Origin of the sequence: Algibacter sp. (assembly GCF_039977455.1) — a bacterium.
Classification (GTDB): Bacteria; Bacteroidota; Bacteroidia; order Flavobacteriales; family Flavobacteriaceae; genus Algibacter_B.
The window spans coordinates 107,171-132,455 of the sequence record NZ_JBDWDG010000020.1; the positions used below are offsets into that span (position 1 = coordinate 107,171).

At 32.4% G+C, this 25,285-nt stretch carries 25 protein-coding genes; 11 read left to right on the top strand and 14 right to left on the bottom strand.

Annotated elements, in window-relative coordinates; all coding sequences use genetic code 11:
- Window positions 1-16: 16 nt before the first annotated feature.
- From ABJM36_RS08780 to ABJM36_RS08815, 8 genes are all read right to left on the bottom strand, one after another.
- Window positions 17-1,618 carry a DUF2326 domain-containing protein gene (locus tag ABJM36_RS08780; protein ID WP_348451085.1) on the bottom strand — a complete coding sequence of 534 codons (1,602 nt, stop codon included), beginning with the start codon at window positions 1,616-1,618 and terminating at the stop codon, window positions 17-19.
- Window positions 1,602-1,835, bottom strand: a complete 234-nt coding sequence (locus tag ABJM36_RS08785) for an ABC-three component system middle component 7 (protein WP_348451086.1) — start codon at window positions 1,833-1,835, stop codon at window positions 1,602-1,604. The genes ABJM36_RS08780 and ABJM36_RS08785 overlap by 17 nt, the downstream gene beginning before the upstream one ends.
- Window positions 1,836-2,591 carry an ABC-three component system protein gene (locus ABJM36_RS08790; RefSeq protein WP_348451087.1) on the bottom strand — a complete coding sequence of 252 codons (756 nt, stop codon included), beginning with the start codon at window positions 2,589-2,591 and terminating at the stop codon, window positions 1,836-1,838.
- Between the two features lie 200 nt (window positions 2,592-2,791).
- Window positions 2,792-3,049, bottom strand: a complete 258-nt coding sequence (locus ABJM36_RS08795) for a hypothetical protein (RefSeq protein ID WP_348451088.1) — start codon at window positions 3,047-3,049, stop codon at window positions 2,792-2,794.
- A 73-nt stretch (window positions 3,050-3,122) separates the two neighbouring features.
- Window positions 3,123-3,431 carry a thioredoxin family protein gene (locus ABJM36_RS08800; protein WP_348451089.1) on the bottom strand — a complete coding sequence of 103 codons (309 nt, stop codon included), beginning with the start codon at window positions 3,429-3,431 and terminating at the stop codon, window positions 3,123-3,125.
- 92 nt (window positions 3,432-3,523) lie between these two features.
- Window positions 3,524-4,168: a peroxiredoxin gene (locus tag ABJM36_RS08805; protein ID WP_348451090.1), complete on the bottom strand. Its 645-nt coding sequence runs from the start codon at window positions 4,166-4,168 to the stop codon at window positions 3,524-3,526.
- 146 nt (window positions 4,169-4,314) lie between these two features.
- Window positions 4,315-5,784, bottom strand: a complete 1,470-nt coding sequence (gene nhaC, locus ABJM36_RS08810) for a Na+/H+ antiporter NhaC (RefSeq protein ID WP_348451091.1) — start codon at window positions 5,782-5,784, stop codon at window positions 4,315-4,317.
- Window positions 5,785-6,266: 482 nt separating this feature from the next.
- Complete coding sequence (locus ABJM36_RS08815) at window positions 6,267-7,466, bottom strand: aminotransferase class I/II-fold pyridoxal phosphate-dependent enzyme (protein WP_348451092.1); 1,200 nt, start codon at window positions 7,464-7,466, stop codon at window positions 6,267-6,269.
- A gap of 158 nt (window positions 7,467-7,624) precedes the next feature.
- Here ABJM36_RS08815 and ABJM36_RS08820 point away from each other — a divergent pair, with 158 nt between their 5' ends.
- From ABJM36_RS08820 to ABJM36_RS08845, 6 genes are all read left to right on the top strand, one after another.
- Window positions 7,625-8,083: an Lrp/AsnC family transcriptional regulator gene (locus tag ABJM36_RS08820; protein WP_348451093.1), complete on the top strand. Its 459-nt coding sequence runs from the start codon at window positions 7,625-7,627 to the stop codon at window positions 8,081-8,083.
- Window positions 8,084-8,710, top strand: a complete 627-nt coding sequence (locus ABJM36_RS08825) for a CPBP family intramembrane glutamic endopeptidase (RefSeq protein WP_348451094.1) — start codon at window positions 8,084-8,086, stop codon at window positions 8,708-8,710. It begins immediately after the preceding gene.
- A gap of 95 nt (window positions 8,711-8,805) precedes the next feature.
- Window positions 8,806-9,324 carry a hypothetical protein gene (locus ABJM36_RS08830; protein ID WP_348451095.1) on the top strand — a complete coding sequence of 173 codons (519 nt, stop codon included), beginning with the start codon at window positions 8,806-8,808 and terminating at the stop codon, window positions 9,322-9,324.
- A gap of 730 nt (window positions 9,325-10,054) precedes the next feature.
- Complete coding sequence (locus ABJM36_RS08835) at window positions 10,055-10,768, top strand: hypothetical protein (protein WP_348451096.1); 714 nt, start codon at window positions 10,055-10,057, stop codon at window positions 10,766-10,768.
- Window positions 10,768-11,511, top strand: a complete 744-nt coding sequence (locus tag ABJM36_RS08840; RefSeq protein ID WP_348451097.1) for a hypothetical protein — start codon at window positions 10,768-10,770, stop codon at window positions 11,509-11,511. The genes ABJM36_RS08835 and ABJM36_RS08840 overlap by 1 nt, the downstream gene beginning before the upstream one ends.
- Complete coding sequence (locus ABJM36_RS08845) at window positions 11,487-12,287, top strand: histidine kinase (protein ID WP_348451098.1); 801 nt, start codon at window positions 11,487-11,489, stop codon at window positions 12,285-12,287. Before ABJM36_RS08840 ends, ABJM36_RS08845 begins: the two co-directional genes overlap by 25 nt.
- 82 nt (window positions 12,288-12,369) lie before the next feature.
- On the opposite strand, the gene ABJM36_RS08850 is transcribed toward ABJM36_RS08845, so the two are convergent.
- From ABJM36_RS08850 to ABJM36_RS08865, 4 genes are all read right to left on the bottom strand, one after another.
- A complete protein-coding gene (locus ABJM36_RS08850) occupies window positions 12,370-13,749 on the bottom strand; it encodes an aldehyde dehydrogenase (RefSeq protein ID WP_348451099.1) in 1,380 nt (459 codons plus the stop codon).
- A gap of 25 nt (window positions 13,750-13,774) precedes the next feature.
- Complete coding sequence (locus ABJM36_RS08855; RefSeq protein ID WP_348451100.1) at window positions 13,775-14,473, bottom strand: RNA pseudouridine synthase; 699 nt, start codon at window positions 14,471-14,473, stop codon at window positions 13,775-13,777.
- An 80-nt stretch (window positions 14,474-14,553) separates the two neighbouring features.
- Complete coding sequence (panB, locus tag ABJM36_RS08860; protein WP_348451101.1) at window positions 14,554-15,372, bottom strand: 3-methyl-2-oxobutanoate hydroxymethyltransferase; 819 nt, start codon at window positions 15,370-15,372, stop codon at window positions 14,554-14,556.
- Between the two features lie 361 nt (window positions 15,373-15,733).
- A complete protein-coding gene (locus ABJM36_RS08865) occupies window positions 15,734-17,155 on the bottom strand; it encodes an L-serine ammonia-lyase (protein ID WP_348451102.1) in 1,422 nt (473 codons plus the stop codon).
- 564 nt (window positions 17,156-17,719) lie between these two features.
- Here ABJM36_RS08865 and dnaK point away from each other — a divergent pair.
- Window positions 17,720-19,624 (top strand): molecular chaperone DnaK, encoded by a 1,905-nt coding sequence (gene dnaK, locus ABJM36_RS08870; protein ID WP_348451103.1) that lies wholly within the window; start codon window positions 17,720-17,722, stop codon window positions 19,622-19,624.
- 311 nt (window positions 19,625-19,935) lie between these two features.
- Here the strand turns inward: dnaK and ABJM36_RS08875 are convergent, their stop codons facing one another.
- Window positions 19,936-20,463 carry an acyl-CoA thioesterase gene (locus ABJM36_RS08875; protein ID WP_348451104.1) on the bottom strand — a complete coding sequence of 176 codons (528 nt, stop codon included), beginning with the start codon at window positions 20,461-20,463 and terminating at the stop codon, window positions 19,936-19,938.
- Between the two features lie 219 nt (window positions 20,464-20,682).
- Between ABJM36_RS08875 and ABJM36_RS08880 the strand changes: the two genes are divergently transcribed.
- Together ABJM36_RS08880 and ABJM36_RS08885 are read left to right on the top strand one after the other, a co-directional pair.
- Window positions 20,683-21,912 carry a class I SAM-dependent rRNA methyltransferase gene (locus tag ABJM36_RS08880; RefSeq protein ID WP_348451105.1) on the top strand — a complete coding sequence of 410 codons (1,230 nt, stop codon included), beginning with the start codon at window positions 20,683-20,685 and terminating at the stop codon, window positions 21,910-21,912.
- Between the two features lie 73 nt (window positions 21,913-21,985).
- On the top strand, window positions 21,986-22,933 hold the full coding sequence (locus ABJM36_RS08885) for a nitronate monooxygenase (protein ID WP_348451106.1): 948 nt from the start codon (window positions 21,986-21,988) through the stop codon (window positions 22,931-22,933).
- A 51-nt stretch (window positions 22,934-22,984) separates the two neighbouring features.
- Here the strand turns inward: ABJM36_RS08885 and ABJM36_RS08890 are convergent, their stop codons facing one another.
- Window positions 22,985-23,557, bottom strand: a complete 573-nt coding sequence (locus tag ABJM36_RS08890; protein ID WP_348451107.1) for a GNAT family protein — start codon at window positions 23,555-23,557, stop codon at window positions 22,985-22,987.
- A 119-nt stretch (window positions 23,558-23,676) separates the two neighbouring features.
- Between ABJM36_RS08890 and ABJM36_RS08895 the strand changes: the two genes are divergently transcribed.
- Window positions 23,677-24,099, top strand: coding sequence for a PaaI family thioesterase (locus tag ABJM36_RS08895; protein WP_348451108.1), 423 nt, complete (start codon window positions 23,677-23,679; stop codon window positions 24,097-24,099).
- 2 nt (window positions 24,100-24,101) lie between these two features.
- Window positions 24,102-25,217, top strand: a complete 1,116-nt coding sequence (locus ABJM36_RS08900) for a chorismate-binding protein (RefSeq protein WP_348451109.1) — start codon at window positions 24,102-24,104, stop codon at window positions 25,215-25,217.
- Window positions 25,218-25,285 lie beyond the last annotated feature (68 nt).

A 25,285-nucleotide genomic window follows, 5' to 3' on the forward strand; every position in this document is an offset into this window, starting at 1 on the left:
GGTTAGCAACTGGGCTTTAGCTCCAATCTTTATTAAACAACTTTCTGTCTTTTGACAATTCCAATACTTTCGATTCATTTAGGGTTTTTATAGATTTACTATCATACTTTCCAATTCCATCAATAGAAATGAAGATTTGGTTTCCAAAATTCGAATATTGTTCTATTATCTTGTCAACAGCAACGTCTTCTATATTCTTGAATAATATTGAGTCGTGTATAAGAAATGGAAGTACAGTTAACTTTAAAATTGCTAAATCAAATTCTATTAGGTCAGCATATGATTTGCCGGTTCCAGTATTTGACGAATGGTCAAATTGATATGTCTTTCTACCCAATTTAATTTTAGGTATTTTTTTGCCCTTATCGTGGATTTTCTCATTAATCTCTATCAATTCCTTATTAATCTTAACCTCTATTTCAGTCAAAATATCTCCAATCAGAGCATCGATATCTATTTCAATTTCTTTTACTTTTTCTGTAATATCTATTTTTTCTTGATAAAAACGATTCTCGTTCTTTAGTTTATTTGATTCAATGGTAAGCTCGTAAATTTTATCAACTATGTATTTCGGACTACTTACATTGCTTAATAATGAAGATATCTTTAAATCGATTTCTTCTATTTTTTCGATAAAAATTTGATTTTCTTTTTCTAAAAGTTCTTTTGTTGTTGTTAATTCTCTAGTGAGAATTGAGCTTATTTTGTTGTGAAAAGATTCAATTTCAATTATTCTTTCCTCATTTGGGTTTTCAAAAAATGTGGATAGTCTATCAAAATGTTTACTCTTAATTCTTTTTTGATTTAAGTTTAAATCTAGACGCTTAATTTTATTTAAAATGAGCGATTGTTCTTTTAATAGTTTGCTCTTTTCTACTTTTAATTCAATTACTTCTTTATTTGTTAGTTCTTCTACGTTTAAAGTGAATTTCAAAATATTTTCTTTGATATCCAGAATCTCTTTTTCTATATCTTCTAATTGCTTACTGTTTTTTTGAAATGTAGTTTTAGTAATTTTTGGTATATAATTTTTACGAATTGCTCCATTTAAAAATTTCTTTGAATCTTTCTTGTCTTTTAATTTTTTTGTTGTTTCAACAATTTTATCGTATAAACCAAAAAGCTTGATTATTCTAGAAATTGAAATCTCATCAGCTTCTTTGGGAAAAGATAATAAAGGTTTATCAACACTATAATTATCTTTACCCCAAATTCTAGAAAATAAACCGACAACATCTCTGAATGATATATGTGGATGGTTTATCTCGTAATTTTTTAAAAGGATTGATGTATATTCTTTTGTAGATATTTCGTTAAGAGGATTATACTTTTCATCACAAACACTAACAACATCTGGATTTGCTGTTTGCCTTAAATAATATGATTTTTCGTTGCCAAATTTAAATTTGAACTTAAATGTGAAATCTCCTAAATGCTCAATACTTCCCGAATTTTTACTAATGAAAGTATTTCCACCAAAAACAAAGTCAATAATCATCAATAATGTTGACTTACCAATAGAATTGGTTGAAACATCATCTCCTAATACTGAATTCAATCCTTTTCTAAATTCGATAACAGGTTCAATAAACTTGTCGCATCTAATCTCTTTTAACATACTCTACGTTTTCGTTTTCGAAGTCTACATTTATCATATCTAAAGCATATAAAACATCTAAAGAGATTATAAATTCATCGGTATTTTTAAACTTCGTTTTTGTTTCATTATATAAATCGTGAATATTTATAGTCTGCTGTTCTCGTTGTTCTAAAACAGAAATCATCTTATAAATTATAGATTCTTCAAAGCGTATATTTTTATTTGGATATATCATTTAAAAAATTTCGCAGTTTTGAATGAAATATGATATAATTATCTCTGAAGCCTCACGATTATCCTGTTTTGTTTGCTTTTGTAACCAAGTTGTCATTGCATCAAAAATTTCTTTTTGATTGGTTCCTTGCTTTTTAAGTAGTAAAAAATGGGTTTTAATTTGTGATGAAATAATTTCAGTTGTCATTGGTACTAGAAAATCCAATTCTTTAAATTTTGCGCTAATCTTATAAAAATAGTCTTGTACGTTTTGATGTATTTTCCTTTTTGTTAAAAAGGTAATTGTATCATTTGTCTTTTTATCAATCGTTTTTGGGCTATATTCTATGTTATCTTCAAAATCCAAATCTTTGTCAACTAGTAATTCAATTATTTCAAATATTTGATTTTCTATACTTGTCTTTGACCAAATTTGTTGCTCCATTTTTCTTTTGAGAATGTCTTTTTTTATTTTAAACAGTTCTCGATATTCTTCCACGGTTTTTTCTTTGTCATACCTTTTGTGGCAAGGATTGCATAAACAAATTAAGTTGTCTCCGTGGTCTAAATCTGTATTCAAAAGTTCTTCCTTTTCTAAAAGTATTACTTCTTTCGGAAGTGGATTTAATGGATAGATGTGAGCAATTTCAAATCCTTTCTGATTTCTTCCGTTTTTTTCATAGATTAAAGTAGTTGGACACAATGGACAAACTCCATTTACTTCTGAATGTAAAATCAGTTGTTCGTTTGGCGGTATTTTTCTTCTTGGTTTGCTCAATGTTTGTTTTCCCTTGTTGCTAATACGTTATATAGTTACGTTTATGTTTCATATCCCAGAAATAAACCAGGATATAGTAAGTTTTTTGTTGTTGATATCCCGTAAATATAAATAATTTTTCTTACAAAACTCATTATAAACAAAAAACCACCTTGCTTTCGCAAAGTGGCTTTTAAATAGTCATTTTTCTTTTTCTAAATCTATTTATCAATAGAACCTAAAACACGTTTCATAAAGTTATTAACGGCGTCCTTTTTAGAGGAGCCTTCTTTAATCATTTTATTAACTTCAATGGCGCCGTACATGTTAGAGATTAACTCTCCAATAACGTCTAGTTCTTCATCTTTTAACGAAGAAACTTCGGTTAAGGCTTCTAGAGTTTCAATGGTTTCAACTATATAGTCTTCATCATTGTCTTCTATAAATTGGGTTAAGTGTTTTATTACTGGTAATTTCATTGATTAATATATTTTTTTCTTTTCCGCACTACGACTGCGTTCAGTGTAATCTGCAAAAACGTAAGTTGTTTTATTATGCTACTTCGTCAACTAATTCTTTTAAAACATCTACTTTATTGGTTTGCGTTTGGTTTACAAAAGCACCATCTTTAAAGGTTGCAAAAGTTGGTAAGTTATCTACCGTAGCTAATTTTCTTGATTCAGGGAATTTTTCTGCGTCGGCGATAACAAACGTAATATGTTCTAACTCGCTAGCTAATTTCTTAACTTTTGGTTTCATAATACGACAGTTACCACACCACGTTGCAGAGTATTGCACCACAACAGTATCGTTAGCAGCAATGATTTCAGCTAAATTATCTTGACTTAATTCTTGTATCATAATGTTTAAATTTTCAGAAGTAAAATTCCAAATTCCAAAAGCTGTTAATCCGTAGTATTTGGAATTTGGATTTTACTAAAAGGAATAATTAATTAGTTAGCATGTGCAGCTAAATACTCAGCAGTTGCTTTTGCATTAGCGCTCATAGCATCTTTTCCTTCTTCCCAGTTTGCAGGACAAACTTCTCCTTTTTCTTGAACGTGAGTTAAAGCATCTACTAAACGAAGGTACTCACCAACATTTCTACCTAATGGCATATTGTTAATGCTTTCGTGTTGTACAACACCATCTTCGTCAATAATATATGTAGCTCTGTATGTAACGTTATCGCCTTCAACTTGTACAGTTCCTGTAGCTTCGTCGTAAGTTTCGTTAGTAATATCTAAAATACCTAAAATGCTAGATAAGTTACGGTTGCTATCTGCAAGAATTGGGTAAGTTACTCCTTCAATTCCGCCGTTATCTTTAGCAGTACTTAACCATGCAAAGTGAACCTCTGGTGTATCACAAGATGCTCCAATTACAATCGTGTTTCTTTTTTCGAATTCTGCCTTAGCAGCTTCAAAAGCATGTAATTCTGTTGGACAAACAAAAGTGAAATCCTTTGGGTACCAAAATAATACAACTTTCTTTTTGTTGTTTACCGCTTCTTCTAGAACGTTTACTTTAAAAGTATCGCCCATTTCGTTCATTGCGTCAACGTTTAAATCTGGAAATTTTTTTCCTACTAATGCCATTTTATTAAAATTTTATAATTAATTGATTGTTCTTTTTCTTGTGCAAATATACACTTGAAAATGTGTTATCAGAATGAATAAAATTTTAAATTTTTATCTAGGAATAGATATAATTTATACTAAAGTTGATTTTGTATAGTTTGGGTTTATTTGATTGTTTTTAACTGTCTGATTTTTAGGTTTAAAGCTGCAAATAATAGCGTGGTAAAAGGACTTAGCCAATTAAAAATAGCATACAAGAAATACTCACCAACACCCACACCTAAAACGCCAGATTGGTATGCGCCACAAGTATTCCAAGGGATTAATACCGATGTTACGGTTCCGGAGTCTTCTAAGGTTCTACTTAAATTTTCTGGTGCTAAACCTCTATCTTGGTATGCTTTTTTAAACATTTTTCCAGGAATTACTATGGCCAAATACTGATCGGAAGCAATAGTATTTAAACCTAAACAACTTATAACGGTGCTTGCAAATAACCCAAACACAGAAGTGGCCACAGAAAGTAATGCGCTAGTAATTCTAGCAAGTGCACCAATACCATCCATGATACCACCAAAAACCATGGCACAAAGAATTAAATAAATAGTCCAAAGCATACCTTGCATGCCTCCGGCAGAGAAAAGGTCGTTTAGTTTTTCGTTATCGGTAGTAATTTGAGTATCTGTAAGGATAGAAGTTGTTATGGATGAAAATTTAGAATCCCCTAAACCATCTAGAATGGTACCTTGAAAAATAAAAGCAAAAATAGCTGCCAAAATAACGCCTGAACATAGGGCTATTAAAGGTTTCGTTTTTAAAAGAATTAAGGCAACAACAGTAACAGGAACTAAAAATAACCACGGTGTAATGGTAAACGTGGAGTCTATTGTGCTTAGTAAGTTACTAACATCGGCACTACCTGTAGTGGTAATTAAAGCACTTATAATAGCAAATACAACAAGTGTAATAATTATGGTAGGTACTGTTGTAATGCTCATGTATTTAATGTGTGTAAACAAATCGGTTCCAGCCATAGCAGGAGCAAGGTTAGTGGTATCGCTTAATGGCGACATTTTATCTCCAAAATAGGCTCCAGAAATTACAGCACCAGCAATCATTCCAGGGTTTATACCTAAAGCGGTTCCAATACCTACAAGCGCAATGCCTACGGTTGCAGAAGTGGTCCAAGAGCTTCCTGTTGCAATAGAAATTATAGCTGCAATAATAACAGAAGCGGGCAAAAATATTTCTGGGCTTAGCACTTGTAAACCGTAATAAACCATAGCCGGTATTACACCACTTACAAGCCATGTACCCGCTAAGGCACCGACTAGAAATAAAATCATGATTGGGATAAAAACACTTTTTACATTTTCCCAAATTTCGGTATACATCCGTTTTAAAGATACTTTATTAAAAAAACCAACAATGGCAGCAATACCACCGCCTATTAATAAAATAAATTGATTGGAATAATCACCTAAAAGCACGCCATCGGCAAAAAAGATATTATAAAACAATAGAGCCATTAGAAGAACAACCGGTATAAGGGCTTCAATGAAATTAAGTTCTTTATTTTCTATAATAGTTTGGTGGTCTGCCTTAATTTCAGAAATGTTTTCTTGGTCTTCCATGTAAAATATTTTGGTGTTGTAATGTTACGATTTTCTTAAATTCTTTCAAAATAATGTGACTTATTTGAAAATTAGAGTCCTAACTATGTAATAAATAACACATTAGATCATGATTTTGACAGTAGTAATAGTGCTTTTTTTAGCCGCTTTATATGTATTGATATATATTAAATTTAGTCCAAAGGCTAATTCGATAAAAGTTTTAAAAAAGAAGGCGCTTACAGAAAAAGACAAAATTATTTTTCGAACTAAAACTTGCGTTTCAGCGATTTTACTTCCGGACGAAGTGTATTTTCCGTATTAAAAAATTATTGAATACAAGGATGTAAGTTATTTACTTCTCGCTGTCATTTAAAAAGTTATGCTGCTTAGAGCGTTTGCAGAATCCTTTACGCTTCCAACAATATCCTCTTTTTTAAAATAATAAATTCGTTTTTTAGTACTTTCCTGATTTGTATCTTTAAGAGTTACATGTTTAAGAATTATATGATATGTAATTCAACCATACAGTCACGCATTACTTTATAGCTGCGCTCAATATCAGCGTCCAAGCCAATAGAAAACCGAATTAAACCATGGCTTAATCCCATTTTTTCTTGTTCATCTTCCGGGATCTCAGAAGACGTAGAGCTTCCAGGAGCGCTAAATAAAGTTTTGTAAAAGCCAAGGCTAACAGCAAGATATCCTAAATTTCTATGTTGCATCAATTCCATAAGTTCGTTAGCTTTTTCTAAGGAACCAACATCAATGGTTAGCATGCCTCCAAATCCGTATGTTTCATTCATCATACTTTTAAATAACTCGTGAGAAGGATGTGATTTTAGTCCAGGATAGACCGTTTTTAAACCATCTGCTTCAAATTTTTCGGCCAAAAACAATCCGTTTTTACTGTGTTGCTGCATTCTAATGTGAAGCGTTCTTAAGTTTTTCAAAATAGAAGCCGCTCTTAGGCTGTCCATAGTAGACCCTAAAAGCATAGACGCACCATCATTTACATTTCGCAATTCATCTATAAAATCTTGGGTGCCACAAACCACACCGCCAACCGTATCGCTAGAGCCGTTAATAAACTTGGTTAAACTATGAATAACAATATCGGCTCCCAAAGTTGCTGGAGATATGGATAATGGCGAAAATGTATTATCGACCACTAATTTTAAATTATGTCTTTTGGCAATTTCAGATAGGCCTTTTATATCAGCAACTTCTAAAAGGGGATTACTTACAGACTCGCAATATAAAATTTTTGTGTTTTTTGTTATTGATGCTTCAACACTATCCAGTTTCGTAATATCAACAAACGTTGTTTTAATGTTGAATCTTGGAGTGAAATTTTTAAAAAAAGCATAGGTGCCTCCATAAATGGTTCTGCTAGAAATAATATGATCTCCTGCACCACATAACTGAAGTACAACTGGTGTTATGGCACCCATTCCAGAGGCAGATACATTAGCGGTTTCTGTACCTTCCATAGCAGCTAATGCTTCGCCTAAATATAAATTTGAAGGGGTAGAATGACGTGAATATAGATAGCAGCCATCTGCATTTCCTTCAAAGGTATCAAACATGGTTTTTGCCGAAAGAAACGTATAGGTTGATGAGTCTGAAATTGAAGGATTAACGCCTCCAAACTCTCCAAAATACTGTAAGTCTTGAATATTATTAGCTGGATTAAATGACATAATATGGATTTTAGGTTTAATACAATATTCTGTAATTTTAGATTTATAAACAATAGTTTGTTAGGTAATTAGAAAATAAAACTAAAAATTATCTATTTGTTAGATTAAAAGTTTAAATTAGTAGTGCAATAGGCTTATTTAACGACATTTTTTAAATTATGATATTTGATAATACCGACAAAAAATTACTAGAATATATCCAAGCGGATAGTAAACAAACCAATAAAGAACTGTCTAATAAATTAGGTTTATCGGTAACCGCTGTTTACGAACGAATTAAAAAACTGGAAAAAGAAGGTTATATAAATAGTTACGTAGCTGTTGTTAATAAAGAAAAAGTAGGGCGGAGTTTTGTAGTGTTTTGCCATGTAAAACTCTTGCAGCATAGTCAGGAGTTTGTAAAACGTTTTGAGAAAGAAGTAACTTCTATAAACGAGGTTTTAGAGTGCTATCATTTAAGTGGTGATTACGATTATTTACTTAAAATTATTGTTAAGGATATGGCTGAATACCGAGAGTTTATGGTTAATAAACTTACTAATATAAACCATATAGGTAGTACGCATAGTATGTTTGTTATTTCCGAAGTAAAATACACTAACGCTATTAGTTTCTAAATGAAATCTGTTACATATAAAATTATAGAGTTTGTTATTATTTTTATAGTTATCCCAATAAGTTTTGTGGTGCCTTATTCGCCTTGGCTAAAATTAAGTGTTGGTTTTTTAGGCTTTGTTTATGTTGTTTATGTGCTGTTAAGGGTTGAACAATTAAAATTTAAAGTATCTAAGAGCATAAAATGGATACCATTCTGGAAAATAACAAGTATCAAATTGCTATTAATTGCCTTTTTAACTACAGGGTTTGTTTGGATAACCGATAGTGCTTCTCTTTATGGTGTATTATTACATAAACCTTTAAAATGGGGTATTCTTCTGTTTGTTTATAGTGTGTTTTCGGTATATCCACAGGAGTTATTGTTTAGAACATTTTTTTTTAAAAGGTATTATAGTTTATTTAAAAACGAAACCCTTTTTTTGTTTTTAAATGCCGTTTTATTTGCATTAGCACATTTGTTTTTTGGAAGTGAATTGGTTCTTGTTTTAACTTTTGTTGGTGGTTTATTATTTGCTTATACCTTTAAAAAAACACATTCTACACTTCTAGTTTCCATCGAGCATGCCATCTATGGAAGTTGGTTGTTTACAGTAGGAATGGGGAGTATGCTTGGTTTTCCCACATAAATAAATTGCAATCATTTGGTAAAGCCTATTTTACCATGAAGTTAATTCTTTTTTACTACTTTTATAGAGCTATTATTAACCTTAACTAACAAAACATGAAAAAATTAGGACCAGTCATTTTTGGATTCGTCATTGGAGCAATTTTAACTTATTATTTTTGTCCAAGGCCCCTTAATGGTGAGCTAACGATGGGATCGGAATATGTAATACCAAAGGATACTATTTCGGTAACCGAAGCTAAAGTATTAAGTGCTAATTGGGAAAAAAATAATGAAACTGAAATTGATTCTACTATTGCTGTTGAAGGGCCAAGAAAGAAAATGCGTTCGGTATGGTGGTCATTAAAGGACGTAAACGAATATTTAGCTTATGCTCAAGCAAAATCCGACACCTTAGGCTATAAAATGACCGGTGTTCGTATATACTTAGGAAATTATGGAGCTAGTGAAAAAGCATCTAAAAAAAATAGAAACACCATGTTTATGGTACCCACAGGACCAAAATCTAAATCGAAAGCTAGTAGTTTAAATATGTTTTTACCACCAAGTGATTCAGATATTCCAGCACCACCGTTAAATGATGGCGGCGGAGGTGATAATGGTTATCCACAATAGGAATACTTTTTTTGGAAGAATTTTTATACCAACATAGATGGAGCATTACCAGAGCCGTAGAAATTATTGCGGCTCTTACTGGAATTATATTTTTTAAGAAATATAAATCTACTCATGCGAGGTATTTTATATATTTTTTGATTTACCTTTCTGTATGCGATTTTATTAATACGTATTCCTTTTTTACTAGAAAAGGAAGGTTTTTACAATTTTTAAATGGAACAGTGTTTGAAAATAATTATTGGTGGTCTACTTTATATTGGAAAATAGGAGCTATTTTGTTTTTTGTTTTCTACTACAACAAAATACTATCTAATAAAATATTTAAAACTATTATAAAATTTAGTGGTTTCATTTTTCTGCTTTTTTCTACGGTGTATATACTTTTAAATTTTGAAGACTATTTTATTAGATTTTTTCCTCCAATAAGTATTTTTGGTGCGTTTATTATATTTCTTTGTACCGTATTTTATTTTATTGAGGTTCTACAAAGTGATAAATTATTAGTTTTTTATAAATCACTTAATTTTTATATCAGTTTTGCCATTTTTATTTGGTGGTTAATTATAACACCAATTGTTTTATTTGATATTTATTTACTTCATAAAGATTATAATTATATTAAATTAAGGTTTTTAATTTATTTAATTGCTAATATTACCATGTACTCAACTTTTACCTTTGCTATAATATGGTGCAGACCAAAAAGTATAAAAAATAAACTTACATTATGATTGATTTTTTAACGCGTAATTTTAATTTTATTATTTACGCTTTAGAATTTTTGACTGCAATTGTTGGGTTGCTATGTATTAAGAAATATAAAAACACCACAACCCGATACTTTATTTATTTTTTGGTTTATATTTTTATGGTGGAAATTTTCGGAGCTTCTTTAATATACTTTCCTAAATTTCCTCCCGTACAAATAATTAGAAGTACAGGTGTTAATTCATTGAATTGGTATAATCTGTTTTGGTTTTTTGGAAGTATAGTATTTGTACTATATTATTTTTATTCCATAATTAAACTAGATTCTTTTAAGGTTGCCATTAAAATTATTGGGGCCTTATTTTCGATTAGTATGCTTGGACATTTTTTCCTTTATTTTGAGTTGTTCATGCATTCGCATCCAAAAATTTATCAAATACTTGGTCTTATTACTACCTTTATTTGTATCTCTTTGTACCTAATAGAGTTTTTAAAAAGCGATTCTATATTACAAATATTTAAAACATTTGGGTTTTATGCTAGTATTGGGCTTTTCTTATGGTGGTTAATTATTACACCTATTATTTTTTTCGAAAATTATAATACTATAGCAGATTGGGATTTTGTTAATTTAAAAAGACGTATTTTTTTATGTGCTAATATATTTATGTATTCAACTTTTACATTTGCCTTAATATGGTGTAAACCAGAACAAGAAATTAATAAAGTATAATGGAAGACTTTTTAATTGAGAATTATAACTTCCTTACTAAGAGTGTTGAAATAATAGCCGCTGTAACTGGACTCTTAGTTTATAAAAAATTTAAGGATACAGCAGCTAGGTATTTTATATTCTTTTTAGTTTATATCGTTGTTCTAGAACTGGTAGGTGGTTATATAAGATATGTGAGACCAGATAAGATTTTAGATTTTTTAATTGGTACATTAATTGAAAAAAACTTTTGGCTGTATACCTTATGTTGGAAAATTGGTGCTATCCTTTTTTTTAATTTTTATTACATTAAAATTATTGAAAATGAATGGTTTAAGTCCGTGTTGAAGTATGCGGGGTTTTCTTATTTAGGCTTTTCAATAGTATATATTATTTTTAATTGGGAAGACTTCTTTCAAATATCTTTTCCTGTTTTTAATGCTATTGGAGCAATATTGGTGCTTACCTGTAGTGTTTTTTATCTTGTTGAATTATTGCATAGCGATAAGGTTTTGGTTTTTTATAACTCATTAAATTTTTACATTTCTATAGTTATTTTTATTTGGTGGTTAATTACTACACCACTTACGTTTTACAGTTTGTATTACGGATCGGTTGATATTTCTAAACCTTTTAGGCATCCAGAATTTTTTGGAGATATTAATTATATTACTTTGCAAAAATTAATTTATTTATTTTCTAATACGTTTATGTATTTAACATATACCTTTGCTTTATTATGGTGCAGACCGGAGAAAAATTAGTTAGTACAGCTTCTGAACGCTATTTGTTGGTGTATATGATAATGGTTTTAATTATCATTACATCAATAGTTATTGTGTTTTTTGTGGTGTTTCAAAAACGAAAAAATAAATTACTTCAAGATAAAATAAGGCAGCAACAGGCGTTTGAAGCTGAAATAATACAGGCGCAAACCGAGGCTCAAGAACAAACGTTAAAAAATATTGGTTGGGAATTACATGATAATGTGGGACAGTTATTGTCCTTTGCTAGCATGCAATTAAGTATCTTAAAAATGCAAGTCTCAAACGATGTGAAAGATAAATTTAAAGATACTACTGAGGCGCTTAGTAATGGTTTAAAAGAAGTTCGTGCACTTTCAAAAACTCTTAATAACGATGTTATTTTGAATATTGGTTTCGAAAAATCCATCACTAATGAGTTGGATAGGATGAAAAAAATGAAGTTTACATCCGCAGAATTAAAAATTATTGGCGATAAAGTCAATTTTTTAGACCGAAAACACGAAATTATTGTGTTTAGGATACTGCAAGAGTTTTTGTCAAATTCCGTTAAATACTCAGGAGCTAAAAATATTGGAATTACTTTAAATTATAAGCCAGAACGCATAATTATTACAGCAACCGATGATGGTAAAGGCTTTGATGTTAAGGATATTGAACAAGGTTCTGGTTTAATTAATATGAAAAGTAGAGCCGCTTTAATACATGCCGATTTCGAATTAACTTCTAAACCAGGTAACGGTGTGCAATTGGTACTTAATTATCCATTAATTTAAGGGCAATTATAACATTTTTAATTTTAAGAATGAATTAAAGCTAGGGTATTTTGTATTAACCGTTCCTAGCGTAAACAAAACGTTACCCAAAATACTTAAAAACAGTTTTTAGCAAGCTAACCTTCCCCTTGTAAGGAGCGTACCTAAATGAAGGATCAAACCAATTACCACGTTTTACAATAGGTTTTGTATTAGAAAAAGCATTAAAGCCATGTTTTCCGTGGTACTCCCCAATACCACTAGCGCCAACGCCTCCAAAAGGTAATCTGTGGTTTCCGAAATGTATAAGTAAATCGTTAATTACACCGCCACCAAAACTAAATTTATTAAGGGTTTCTTTTAAAAATGATGAATTATTAGAAAATACGTATAGCGACAAAGGCTTATCTAGATGCCATATAATTTTTTCAATATCAGCTTGTGTTTCATAAACTAATATGGGTAAAATAGGACCAAATATTTCTTCTTGCATTATTGGGCTTTCCAAATTAGGTTCATCAATTAAAGTAGGAGCGATGTAGCAATTAGTTACATCTATATCGCCACCAAAAACAATGTTAGAATCTTTGATTAATTCGCCAAGTCTTAAAGTGTTTTTCTGATTTACAATTCTTGGGAAGTCTACAGAATCTTTAGGGTTACTACCATATCTGTTTTTAACTTCAGCTTTTAAGGCCTCAATAAGGTTTTGCTTAATGCTAGATTTTGCAATAATATAATCTGGTGCAATACAGGTTTGTCCGCCATTTAAAAATTTACCCCAAACCAAGCGTCTTGCTACTAGTTTTAAGTCAACCGATTCATCAATAATACAAGGCGATTTACCACCGAGTTCTAAAATAGTAGGCGTTAAATGTTTTGCAGCTGCCTTTGCTACTATTTTGCCAACCGTTGTGCTACCGGTAAAGAATATAAAATCCCATTTTTGAGCAAGTAACTCGGTTGAAGTATCTATACCACCTTCAATTGAAGTTGCCATGTTTTCCGGAAAAACATTTTTAATCAGTGTGGTAATTACTTTTGATGTGTTTTTAGTTAATTCACTTGGTTTTAAAACGACAGTGTTACCTGCTGCAATAGCCATTATTAAAGGTTCCATGGCTAACAGAAAAGGGTAGTTCCAAGGAGCTATAACAAGCACAGTTCCATAGGGTTCTTTATAAATATAATCTTTGGAAGGAAAGGTTAGTAATGAGGCTTTAATACGTTTAGGTTTTGCCCACTTTTTAAGGTGTTTAATGGCTAAGTTTAGTTCGGAAATTACTATGCCTATTTCACTTAAGTAAGCCTCGAACGCTGATTTTTTAAAGTCTTTATATAAGGCGTCTAAAATGTTTTGTTCCTGAGTTGAAATTTCTTTTTTTAAGGCTTTTAATAGCGATAATCGAAAGGCGATATCCTTAGTCTTTTGGGATTTGAAGCACGCGTTTTGAAGAGAAATTAGTTCTGAAATTGATTTCAAAGTTTTCCTTTAAAGATAAGAAAAATTAAAGACAAGCATTCCAAATGGCATCATCTGGTAACGGAGCATCAATAGAAATAGGTTCGTTTTTTACAGGATGAACAAATTCGATATGTCTAGCGTGTAAGCTAATACTAGCGTCTTTATTACTTCTATCAAAACCGTATTTTAAATCTCCTTTAATTGGACAACCTATATTTGATAGCTGTACACGAATTTGATGGTGTCGTCCTGTTTCAAGGTTCACTTCTAGCAGAAAATAGTTGTCTAATTTCTTTATTACCTTATAATGAAGAATAGCTTTTTTACTTTCAGGTACTTCCTTGGTGTGTGCTTTAGACTTATTGTTTTTAGGATTCTTTTTTAGCCAATTAACAAGTGTGTTTTCATATTTTGGTGGTTCATTTTTTACTAGAGCCCAATAGGTTTTACTAATATCTTTTGAAACAAATAACTTATTTAACCTAGGTAAAGCTTTGCTTGTTTTTGCAAAAATAACAAGCCCTGTGGTGGGTCTGTCTAGTCTGTGAACAGTTCCTAAATATACGTTTCCCGGTTTGTTGTATTTGTCTTTTATATATTCTTTTACAACATCGCTTAGTGGTTTATCACCCGTTTTATCACCTTGTACAATATCGCCCGCTCGTTTGTTAACCACTATAATGTGGTTGTCTTCAAATAGGACTTGTAGGTTATTTTTATTGGAAAGAATTTTTTTAGACACGAATTCTATTATTTTATTTTTCGCCCAAAGTTTTAAAACCTAGGAGTAAAACTGAATATAGCGACAACGGTAACTGATTACTAGTATTTCTCACTTTCATTAGGAAAATCGGCACTTTTTACATCATCCACATATTGAGAAATAGCGGTAGTCATTTCATCATATAAACTTAAATATCTACGTAAAAAACGCGGGTTGAATTCGTGTGTCATGCCTAGCATATCGTGTAATACAAGTACTTGACCGTCTACATCTGGTCCCGCTCCAATACCAATAATTGGAATACTAACACTTTCAGCTACTTGTTTAGCAAGTTTAGCAGGGATTTTTTCTAAAACAATAGCAAAACAGCCTACTTTTTCTAGCATTTTAGCGTCTTCAATTAATCTTTCGGCTTCTTCTTCCTCTTTGGCACGAACGGTATAAGTTCCAAATTTATAAATGGATTGTGGTGTTAAACCTAAATGACCCATTACCGGAATTCCTGCGTTTAAAATACGTTTTATAGATTCTTTAATTTCTTTACCACCTTCGAGTTTAACCGAATGAGCGCCACTTTCTTTCATGATTCTAATGGCAGAGCGTAAGGCTTCTTTAGGATCACTTTGGTAGCTTCCAAAAGGTAAATCTACAACAACCAAACATCTGTCTATAGCACGAATTACAGAAGAGGCATGATAAATCATTTGGTCTAATGTAATTGGTAATGTGGTTTCGTGTCCAGCCATAACATTACTGGCAGAATCGCCTACAAGAATAACATCAATACCTGCACCATCTACTATTTTTGCCATGGTATAATCGTAGGCCGTAAGCATAGATATCTTTTCACCATTGGCCTTCATATCTACTAATGTTTTTACGGTAATGCGTTTGTATTCTTTTTTTGCTACAGACATGTATTTTAAATTTAATTCGTTTGTAAAAATACTAAATAAAGAAGATACTTTAATAGTTTTCTTTGTTGTGAGTTTTGAGGGTTGATTGTCAGTTGTTTTGGTAAGAATTATTAAGTTAATTTACGTTGATAAGTAATTTTTGTTATTCAAAGGGCAAATGAAAAATGGAAAGTAGAAAAGAGTATAGAGCGTAGAGAGAAGTGACAACAGAGAAAATTAATGAATCCAAAAGCTGAAGAAAACAAAGCGTTCATTTACTATTAAGGAAATATTCACAACGTTTCAGTACTTGAGTTTAAAGACTTTATTTTTTAGATTTTGATGGCGTCGGAAAACTGCAACTTCGACAATACCCTTAACCTTAGCAGTCTGTTAAATAAACGCCAACAGCTAAGCCACCTTTACTAGTTTCTTTATATTTAGAATGCATGTCTTTTGCTGTTTCCCACATGGTGTTTACCACTTTATCTAAAGGCACTTTTACATTTTCTGGATCGGTATCTAAGGCTAGTTCTGCGGCATTTATTGCTTTAATGGCGCCCATTGCATTACGTTCTATACATGGTATTTGAACTAAACCGCCAATAGGATCGCAGGTTAAACCTAAATGGTGTTCCATGGCAATTTCTGCAGCTATTAAAACTTGTTCTGCTGTGCCTCCTAGTAATTCTGTTAAAGCACCTGCTGCCATGGCCGACGATACTCCAATTTCTGCTTGACAACCACCCATGGCTGCACTTATAGTAGCTCCTTTTTTAAATATACTTCCTATTTCGCTAGAAACTAGTAAAAAACGTTTTATATCCTCAAAATCACCATCATGATTTTCTATCACTAAATAATACATTAAAACAGCAGGAATAACACCAGCACTTCCGTTAGTTGGAGCAGTAACAACACGACCTAATGACGCATTAACTTCATTAACTGCTAAAGCAAAGGAACTTACCCATTTTAAGATTTGACGAAATTTAACTTCGGTATCTCGTATACTATAAATCCACTCCACAGCATTGGTGTATGGCGATTCACCTACCAGGTTTTTATGAATATCGAATGCACGTCGTCTTACATTTAAACCGCCAGGAAGATTACCTTCTGTATGGCAACCCGTGTACATGGAGTCTAGCATGGTATCCCAAATACGTTTTAGCTCTGCATCAATTTCGGATTCTGGGCGAATTGATTTTTCGTTTTCTAAAACAACTTGAGAGACTGGCTTATTTAAAGTCTTACAAAACTGAAGTAACTCAGTACCTTTTTCTATAGGATAAGGGAAGGAGCATTTAATTTCGAAATTTCTTTTAGAATTTTTTCGTTCTTCTTTTACAACAAAGCCACCTCCAATGGAATAGAATGTTGAAGCTGTTTTTTTTCCATTACATACTGCCGTAAATTTTAATGCATTGGCATGAAAAGGCAAGAATTTTTTATTAAAAACAATATCTGTTTTAGGGTTGAACTCTAAATTACGTTCATTATTAAAGACTAAGGTATTGGTGTTTTTTATTTTAGAAATGATATCGTTAATGTTTTCGGTAGGGATGGTTTCTGGATTGGCTCCGGTTAAACCTAGCATTACAGCATAATCTGTGGCATGTCCTTTACCTGTTAATGATAAGGATCCAAATAAATCGACCGTGATGCTTTCAACCAAATGGAGTGTGTTGGCATCTTTTAATTCTTTAATCCAGCGTTCGGCGGCTCGCCAAGGGCCTAGGGTATGTGAGCTAGAAGGCCCAACACCAATTTTTAACATGTCGAAAACAGATATACACTCCATAATTACGCAAACGTTATAGTTTAACAAATATAGAGAGATTGTTTTTATTTAAGATTTTATTGACACAGATTTAACGAATGCATAAGGCATATAATAGTTACTTAAAAATTTGTAGTGGTTTTTGTCGCGTAATTCTGCCGGTAGGCAGTGGTGTTTTGGAAAATGTTTTATGGACATAAAAAATAGGTTTAATAATTACTATAGCTGGGTAGGGTTGCGCATGGGATAGAAGAGGAAAGCCCACAGCGAATTTTTGGGAGTGAGGAGTTGTAACCTTTCGACTGCGCTCAAGATAGGCTTCAAACCCGGCCCTTGTGGTTGCGCCCAAATTATCGGAATATCCTGCTTTGATGAGATACTTAAAGTGACAGAAGATTAATGACAGATGATGGAAGGTCTGTTACACGCCTTTAAGACTGCTTATTGCCGACTGTCGACTCATAATATGACACTATGACATATTTTTTTTGTTGGCATAATGATTGACTTATACAACCTGAAATTAAAAATGAATACAATGTTTCTGTGAAGGCAGGAATTTATAAACAATAAATAAAAAATATTATGAGTAAAATTATTGGAATCGATTTAGGAACAACCAACTCTTGCGTTTCTGTAATGGAAGGTAACGAGCCAGTAGTTATTCCTAATGCAGAAGGAAAAAGAACAACACCATCTGTTATTGCTTTTGTTGAAGGCGGTGAAATTAAAGTTGGTGACCCTGCAAAACGTCAGGCAGTAACAAACCCAACAAAAACGGTTTATTCTATTAAACGTTTTATGGGTAACAAATATTCTGAGTCTAAAAATGAAGCAGAACGTGTACCTTATAAAGTAGTAAAAGGAGATAACGATACACCAAGAGTTGATATTGATGGTCGTTTATATACACCTCAAGAATTAAGTGCAATGATTCTTCAAAAAATGAAGAAAACTGCTGAAGATTACTTAGGGGCAGACGTAACACGTGCAGTAATTACTGTACCTGCTTACTTCAACGATAGCCAACGTCAAGCTACAAAAGAAGCTGGTGAGATTGCTGGTTTAAAAGTTGAGCGTATTATTAACGAGCCTACTGCTGCTGCTTTAGCATACGGTATGGACAAAAAAGGAACAGACCAAAAAATAGTAGTATTTGATTTTGGTGGAGGAACGCATGATGTATCTATCCTTGAATTAGGTGACGGTGTATTTGAAGTATTATCTACCGATGGTGATACGCACTTAGGTGGTGATGATGTTGATGAGAAAATTATTAACTGGTTAGCCGATGAGTTTCAAGCTGAAGAAAATATGGACTTACGTAAAGACCCAATGTCTTTACAACGTTTAAAGGAAGCTGCTGAAAAAGCGAAGATCGAATTATCATCTTCTGCACAAACAGAAATTAACTTACCTTATATTACAGCTACAGCTAGTGGACCAAAGCACTTAGTGCGCACGTTAACTCGTTCTAAATTCGAACAATTAATTGACGATTTAGTAAAACGTACTATCGAGCCATGTGAGTCTGCATTAAAGGCAGCAGGTTTATCTAAATCTGATATAGACGAAGTTATTTTAGTAGGTGGTTCTACACGTATTCCTGCAGTACAAGCAGCAGTAGAGAAATTCTTCGGGAAAGCGCCAAGTAAAGGTGTAAATCCTGATGAAGTTGTTTCTTTAGGAGCTGGTATCCAAGGTGGTGTATTAACTGGAGATGTTAAAGATGTATTACTTTTAGATGTAACACCTTTATCTTTAGGTATTGAAACTATGGGTAATGTATTTACTAAGCTTATTGAGGCTAATACTACCATTCCTACTAAAAAATCGCAAGTATTCTCTACAGCAGCAGATAATCAACCATCTGTAGAAATTCACGTATTACAAGGTGAAAGAGCAATGGCTGCCGATAATAAAACTATTGGACGTTTTCACTTAAGTGATATTCCACCAGCAAGAAGAGGTACTCCACAAATTGAAGTAACTTTCGATATTGATGCTAATGGTATCATTAAAGTATCTGCTGAAGATAAAGCAACTGGTAAGAAACAAGATATCCGTATCGAGGCTTCTTCTGGATTAAGCGAAGAGGAAATCGAGAAAATGAAAGCGGATGCTGAAGCAAATGCTGAAGCGGATAAAGCAGCAAAAGAAACTGCTGATAAATTGAATGAAGCTGATGGAATGATTTTCCAAACGGAAAAACAATTAGAAGAGTTTGGTGATAAATTATCGGAAGATAAAAAACAACCAATTGTTGAGGCTTTAGAAAAGTTGAAAAAAGCTTATGAGTCTAAAGACTTAGCAGTAATTACGCCAGCTTTAGATAAAATTAACGAAGCATGGAAAGTAGCTTCTGAAGAAATGTACAAAGCACAAGCGGAAGCGCAAGGTGGTGCTCAACCAGGACCAGATGCTGGAGCAGGAGATGCTCAAGCTGAAGGAAGTGATGTTGAAGACGTAGACTTCGAAGAAGTTAAGTAATAAACGGTTTTAGTTGCAAGACTGAAGCTAGAAGTTTAAAAAACGCAATCATTTATTTGGTTGCGTTTTTTTTATGACGTTTCCTAACGCAATTTTCTACTTAGGTTTGTTGTTATATTGAAGTTATTTTGATTTTTGGAAAGGTTCCTTTAACGGTCTAATGTATGATTTCATTGTGTGTTTAAGTATTATGGTTAGCAAATAAATGACAGATAGAAAGTCTGCGAGGACTTTGGTAAGTAGGCTATAACTAGCAATGAATTATAAACTTTGTTGGCGTGTCGTTTTTATTTGGAATAATATCAATAATGTTAGCTTTTTAGTATTGAATAATCATTTTCAAACATATTCAAGACTTCTTCTGATGGAGGTTTGACTTTATAATCGGAATCGCTTTTCATCAGAATTTCGTTCATACTTTGAGCCTTTTTATTTTTCCAAAATCCAGCTTTAGTATATCCAATTGCACATATTTGGTCATTTTGTTTGAAGACTTGCTTATGATACACCCATTTGTCATCTGAACCTTCTAATTGTAGAGTTATGTCAAATTTTTTAAACATTTTTAGAGGCTTTTTATAGATGATTTTCTGAGATGCCAAAACACCAAACATTCCCTTTTTTACTGTATTTTCATATAGTTTTGACCTAAACACAACTTCATATCTAATTAAGTCCATGTAATAGAAGTATTTTGAATTAGCCATAAAGCGAAATGATTCACAATCCAGAATATTTACCCTTCTAGTGCGAGTTAAATTTGAAACTGGTTTGATTTTCTTCCAAAATATTCTTGATCCTAAATAGATGTAGATCATGTGTAACCAATAATAAATCATTGTTTTGAGATTCAGTTTTGCAGGCTACATAAATATTTGGGGTTTAGAATTACATACAATGTTCTTACGGATATGAAATCGTTTTAATGTTTTATATCCGACGTTAAACGAAGTTAGTAGATTTTTTATACAAAGTCAAACGCTTTATTAATTTATAACTCATTATAAAATTTGACATATATCCATTCAAAACATTTATTTTTACACGAAATTCAAAGCATGTCTTTTTCATCAAAAATAAAATCTAAATATACTCCAAAACGATTGGCTGTTAAGTTAAATTCCAAGGGAGAACAATTCGTTGTACAAGGCCATCCTTGGGTGTTTTCTAATAATATTATTAAAATAAATGACGATGCTAAATCTGGAGATTTAGCCATCGTTTTTAGTAAAAATAAAAACAGAGTTGTTGGTTTGGGCTTATACGATGCCAATTCGCCCATTCGAATTAAAATGCTGCATAGCAGTTATGAAAAGGCCGAAATTAATGGTGAATTTTTTAAAAATAAAATTACAACCGCTTATAATAAAAGACAGGGTTTACTAAGAACAAACACGAATAGTTATCGTTTACTTTTTGGAGAAAACGATGGTTTTCCGGGGCTTATTGCCGATGTTTATGCTTCGGTTTTGGTGGTTAAAATTTATTCGGAAATTTGGTTGCCTTATCTAGAAAGTATCATTCCTAGTTTACAACAAATGGCTCAAGCCGAAACTGTTGTAGTGCGTTTAAGCAGAAGTTTAGAACAATCTAAGGCACATAAACTTGGAAATGGCGATGTGGTTTATGGCGTTTTAGAAAATGAAGTGGTAGAATTTGTAGAACATGGTGTTAACTTTTCGGCAAACGTAATTAAAGGACATAAAACAGGTTACTTTTTAGACCATCGTGCCAATAGAAAACAAGTAGGCGAGTGGTGCAAAGGTAAAACGGTTTTAGATGTTTTTAGTTATGCTGGCGGATTTTCAGTACACGCTTTATACAATGGTGCCAAGGAAGTTACAAGTTTAGATATTAGTAAACAGGCTCTAGAGATAGCTTTAGAAAATGGTAAACTTAATACCTATTCCGGAAAACATAAAACTATTGCTGGTGATGCTTTCGCGGAATTAAAACAGCTCATAAAAAACAAAGTGACTTTTGATGTGGTGGTTATAGATCCCCCAAGTTTTGCAAAACAAGCTTCAGAAATAGACTTGGCTAAAAAGAAATATGCCCAATTAGCAGAATTAGGCGAACAGTTAACGGCAAAAAATGGTTTATTGGTTTTAGCATCATGTTCATCACGAGTTTTAGCAGATCAATTTTTTGAAATTAACCATAAAACTTTATCGGCTAGAAAGAGATCTTATAACGTCGTTTTAAAAACGGGTCATGATACAGATCATCCTATAGGATTTCCTGAGGGGGCTTATTTAAAATGTGGATATTATAGGTTTAAAGACTAAATTTAAAACGTGTGTTTTTTGCTATGCGTGCATAATAAAATAATGGTTATATTTGTCGAAATAAGATGATACAATGACAACTAAAATCACGCAACTTCTTAAAATAAAATACCCAATAATTCAAGCGCCAATGTTTTTGGTTTCTAACGTTTCCATGGTTAAAGAAGCTATGAATGGCGGTATAGCTGGTTGTATTCCTGCTTTAAACTATAGGACTTTAGACGAGTTACGTATGGCTTTAAGAGAGTTAAAATCTTCAAAACCAGAAGGTGGCTCTTTTGGGTTTAACCTTATTGTAAATAAATCGAATGTAAAGTATAAAAACCAACTGGAAGTCATTTGTGAGGAAGGTTGCGATTTTATAATTACCTCCCTAGGAAGTCCGGAAGAAACAATTAATCAAGCACATAAAGTAGGCATTAAAGTATTTTGTGATGTTACCGATTTGCGTTTTGCACAAAAGGTAGAAAGCCTAGGTGCCGATGCCATTATTGCTGTTAATAATTTAGCGGGAGGACATCGAGGAAACATATCGCCCGAGGATTTAATTAAGGATTTAAGCACCAACTGCAACATTCCGGTTATTTCTGCTGGTGGAGTGGGCTGTAAGGCTGATATTGATAAAATGTTAAGTTATGGTGCCGATGGCGTTTCAGTTGGAAGTCCGTTTATAGCATCGATGGAAGCTGGTGTAACTGATGAGTATAAACAAGCCTGCGTTGATTATGGCGCTGAAGATATTGTTATGACCGAGCGTATCTCTGGAACACCTTGTACGGTAATTAACACTGATTATGTGCAAAAAATTGGCACTAAACAAACGTGGTTAGAGTCTGTTTTAAACAAGAATAAAAAACTTAAAAAGTGGGTGAAAATGATTCGCTTTTCAATAGGTATGAATGCGACTAAAAACGCGGCAACTAAAGCCACATATAAAACCGTTTGGGTAGCAGGACCGAGTATAGAGCATACCGATAAAATTTTGCCTACTAAAGCGATAATAGAACGTTTAGTAAGTTAAGCGATTTAAAAAACTGTTAGTTTAGAAATAGACCAAGTTGTTATTCAATATTTAAAAACCCTTAAAAATAGTTGTTTTTATAGTTTGCCATTCTTCTTTTAAAATACTGTAGCAGCAGGTGCTACGTTTAAACCCATCTGGCATTAAAACATCGTTTCTTAAAATGCCTTCAAGTGTACTTCCAATTTTTTCAACAGCCTTTCTAGATCTTATGTTTCGCTCATCAATTGTAAATCCGACTTTATCAAATTTTAAGGTTTCAAAGGCATATTGAAGCATTAAAAATTTCATATTCAAATTCAATCCAGAACCTTGAAATTCTCGTCCAATCCAAGTCCAACCAATATATAAAACTTTGTTATGTGTATTTATAAATCCGTATCGCGTGCAGCCAGCATAGGTTTGTTTTTCTTTATCGAAAATAATAAATGGCATGGCTTTATTTACTTCAGCTCGGTCTAAAGCTGTTTTTACATAGGTTTTTAAATCTTGAGGTGTATCAATTTTACTAGGCGAGTACTGTACTAAATTCTCTTGTTTTGCAATGTCTATTAACTGTGTGTAGTTTTCTAAACTTAATGGTAGCAGTTTTACCCGGTTATTTTCTAAGGTTGGTGTTTTCATTAATACGTATATTTTTGCATTTCCATGAATGAATTTGGCGCTTAAATTGAATTAAAATTTAGGTGTGATTATATTAGCATTTCGTACTTTTACAACTGCGAATAAAAATAAACTATTCTATGCAATTATCTAAAAAAGATATGTTGGAACAAGCCAAATTGGTTTGTAAAAACACTTTAATGGAAACATTACAAATTGAAATGATTGACTTTGGAGAAGACTTTCTAGTTGCAAGAATGCCTGTAAATTCTAGAGTATACCAACCAGATGGCGTATTACATGGTGGAGCTACTGCAGCTTTAGCAGAAAGTGTAGGTAGTTTTGCTTCTCATATTTTTATTGATACCGATAAGTTTTTTGTTCGCGGTATAGAAATTTCAGCCAATCATTTAAAAAGTGTGAAGGATGGATTTGTTTACGCAAAAGCAACATTTTTACATAAAGGCAGAACCACCCAATTATTAGAAATTCGTATAACCGATGAAGCCGATAATTTAATTTCTATCTGTAAGCTGTCAACTATTTCTTTACCTAAAAAATAAGAATGATTTCAAACGAGTTTTTTGAGCGTATTGAATCGCATTTTCAAAATAATTTACCATTTGTAAGCTATAGAAAACCGAATCAGGGTAAAGTTTCTGCTCGATTACAAAAAGATTCCAATCTACATTTTACCGAAGATTTTACAGAAGCAGGTTTTGTGTTTTCTCCGTTTGATGACTTAAAGAAAACGGTTTTAATTCCTAGTGTTTCATCTCAAATTATTTCAACATCCTATGTGGTTGAAAATGGAGTTGAAACGCCTAACTCATTAACTTTAGCATCAAAAGAAGCAGAACGATTTCATATTAATTTGGTCAATAAAGGTGTTGAAACGATTTCAAATTCAGATATTAAAAAAGTCGTTTTATCAAGACAAGAAACCGTATCGCTTTCAGAAAATAATCCGTTCAATATTTTTAAACGTCTTTTAAATACTTATAAGTCGGCATTTGTATATTGCTGGTTTCACCCAAAAGTAGGGTTGTGGTTAGGTGCAACGCCAGAAACTTTAATTAAAATAGAAGGGCGTAGGTTTTCAATTATGGCTTTGGCTGGCACCCAAGTTTATAACGGTAGTTTAGATGTGGTTTGGCAAAACAAAGAAAAACAAGAACAGCAGTTTGTAACCGATTTTATAATTAATAACCTTAAGCCAGCGGTGGAGGAATTAAAAATTTCGGATGTCGAAACTGTACAGGCAGGAAATTTAGTGCATTTAAAGACTATGATTATGGCACAGTTAAAAATAAATACGCCTTTAAAACAAGTTATTGAAGCCTTACATCCAACGCCGGCAGTTTGTGGTTTACCTAAACAATTGGCAAAACAATTTATATTAGAAAACGAAAATTATAATCGTGAATTTTATACTGGCTTTTTAGGTGAATTAAATTGTGAAACCATTATAGCGCCGCGTTCTAGTAAACGCAATATTGAAAACCGGGCTTATGCGGTAAAACGTAAAAGCACTCAATTATACGTTAATTTACGTTGTATGCAACTCAAAAATAAAGAAGCCATTATTTATGTAGGCGGTGGTGTAACAGAAAGCTCGAATGCTGTTAGCGAGTGGGAGGAAACCGTATCAAAATCGGTTGTTATTAAATCTATTTTATAAGTGGTAATTTAAATGGCTATTTAGTATTTTTGTAACACTCATCTTGACTTTTTGTTTTCAACCGAAAA

Bases quoted from the DNA above. Each gene is read 5' to 3' on its own strand.
- ABJM36_RS08805 (WP_348451090.1), bottom strand. From the start codon at position 4,168: ATGGCATTAGTAGGAAAAAAATTTCCAGATTTAAACGTTGACGCAATG.
- ABJM36_RS08840 (WP_348451097.1), top strand. From the start codon at position 10,768: ATGGAAGACTTTTTAATTGAGAATTATAACTTCCTTACTAAGAGTGTT.
- ABJM36_RS08880 (WP_348451105.1), top strand. From the start codon at position 20,683: ATGTCTTTTTCATCAAAAATAAAATCTAAATATACTCCAAAACGATTG.
- ABJM36_RS08885 (WP_348451106.1), top strand. From the start codon at position 21,986: ATGACAACTAAAATCACGCAACTTCTTAAAATAAAATACCCAATAATT.
- ABJM36_RS08785 (WP_348451086.1), bottom strand. From the start codon at position 1,835: ATGATATATCCAAATAAAAATATACGCTTTGAAGAATCTATAATTTAT.
- ABJM36_RS08865 (WP_348451102.1), bottom strand. From the start codon at position 17,155: ATGGAGTGTATATCTGTTTTCGACATGTTAAAAATTGGTGTTGGGCCT.
- ABJM36_RS08800 (WP_348451089.1), bottom strand. From the start codon at position 3,431: ATGATACAAGAATTAAGTCAAGATAATTTAGCTGAAATCATTGCTGCT.
- ABJM36_RS08825 (WP_348451094.1), top strand. From the start codon at position 8,084: ATGAAATCTGTTACATATAAAATTATAGAGTTTGTTATTATTTTTATA.
- nhaC (WP_348451091.1), bottom strand. From the start codon at position 5,784: ATGGAAGACCAAGAAAACATTTCTGAAATTAAGGCAGACCACCAAACT.
- ABJM36_RS08845 (WP_348451098.1), top strand. From the start codon at position 11,487: ATGGTGCAGACCGGAGAAAAATTAGTTAGTACAGCTTCTGAACGCTAT.
- ABJM36_RS08890 (WP_348451107.1), bottom strand. From the start codon at position 23,557: ATGAAAACACCAACCTTAGAAAATAACCGGGTAAAACTGCTACCATTA.
- ABJM36_RS08830 (WP_348451095.1), top strand. From the start codon at position 8,806: ATGAAAAAATTAGGACCAGTCATTTTTGGATTCGTCATTGGAGCAATT.
- panB (WP_348451101.1), bottom strand. From the start codon at position 15,372: ATGTCTGTAGCAAAAAAAGAATACAAACGCATTACCGTAAAAACATTA.
- ABJM36_RS08900 (WP_348451109.1), top strand. From the start codon at position 24,102: ATGATTTCAAACGAGTTTTTTGAGCGTATTGAATCGCATTTTCAAAAT.
- ABJM36_RS08895 (WP_348451108.1), top strand. From the start codon at position 23,677: ATGCAATTATCTAAAAAAGATATGTTGGAACAAGCCAAATTGGTTTGT.
- ABJM36_RS08835 (WP_348451096.1), top strand. From the start codon at position 10,055: ATGATTGATTTTTTAACGCGTAATTTTAATTTTATTATTTACGCTTTA.
- ABJM36_RS08820 (WP_348451093.1), top strand. From the start codon at position 7,625: ATGATATTTGATAATACCGACAAAAAATTACTAGAATATATCCAAGCG.
- dnaK (WP_348451103.1), top strand. From the start codon at position 17,720: ATGAGTAAAATTATTGGAATCGATTTAGGAACAACCAACTCTTGCGTT.
- ABJM36_RS08815 (WP_348451092.1), bottom strand. From the start codon at position 7,466: ATGTCATTTAATCCAGCTAATAATATTCAAGACTTACAGTATTTTGGA.
- ABJM36_RS08780 (WP_348451085.1), bottom strand. From the start codon at position 1,618: ATGTTAAAAGAGATTAGATGCGACAAGTTTATTGAACCTGTTATCGAA.
- ABJM36_RS08875 (WP_348451104.1), bottom strand. From the start codon at position 20,463: ATGATTTATTATTGGTTACACATGATCTACATCTATTTAGGATCAAGA.
- ABJM36_RS08795 (WP_348451088.1), bottom strand. From the start codon at position 3,049: ATGAAATTACCAGTAATAAAACACTTAACCCAATTTATAGAAGACAAT.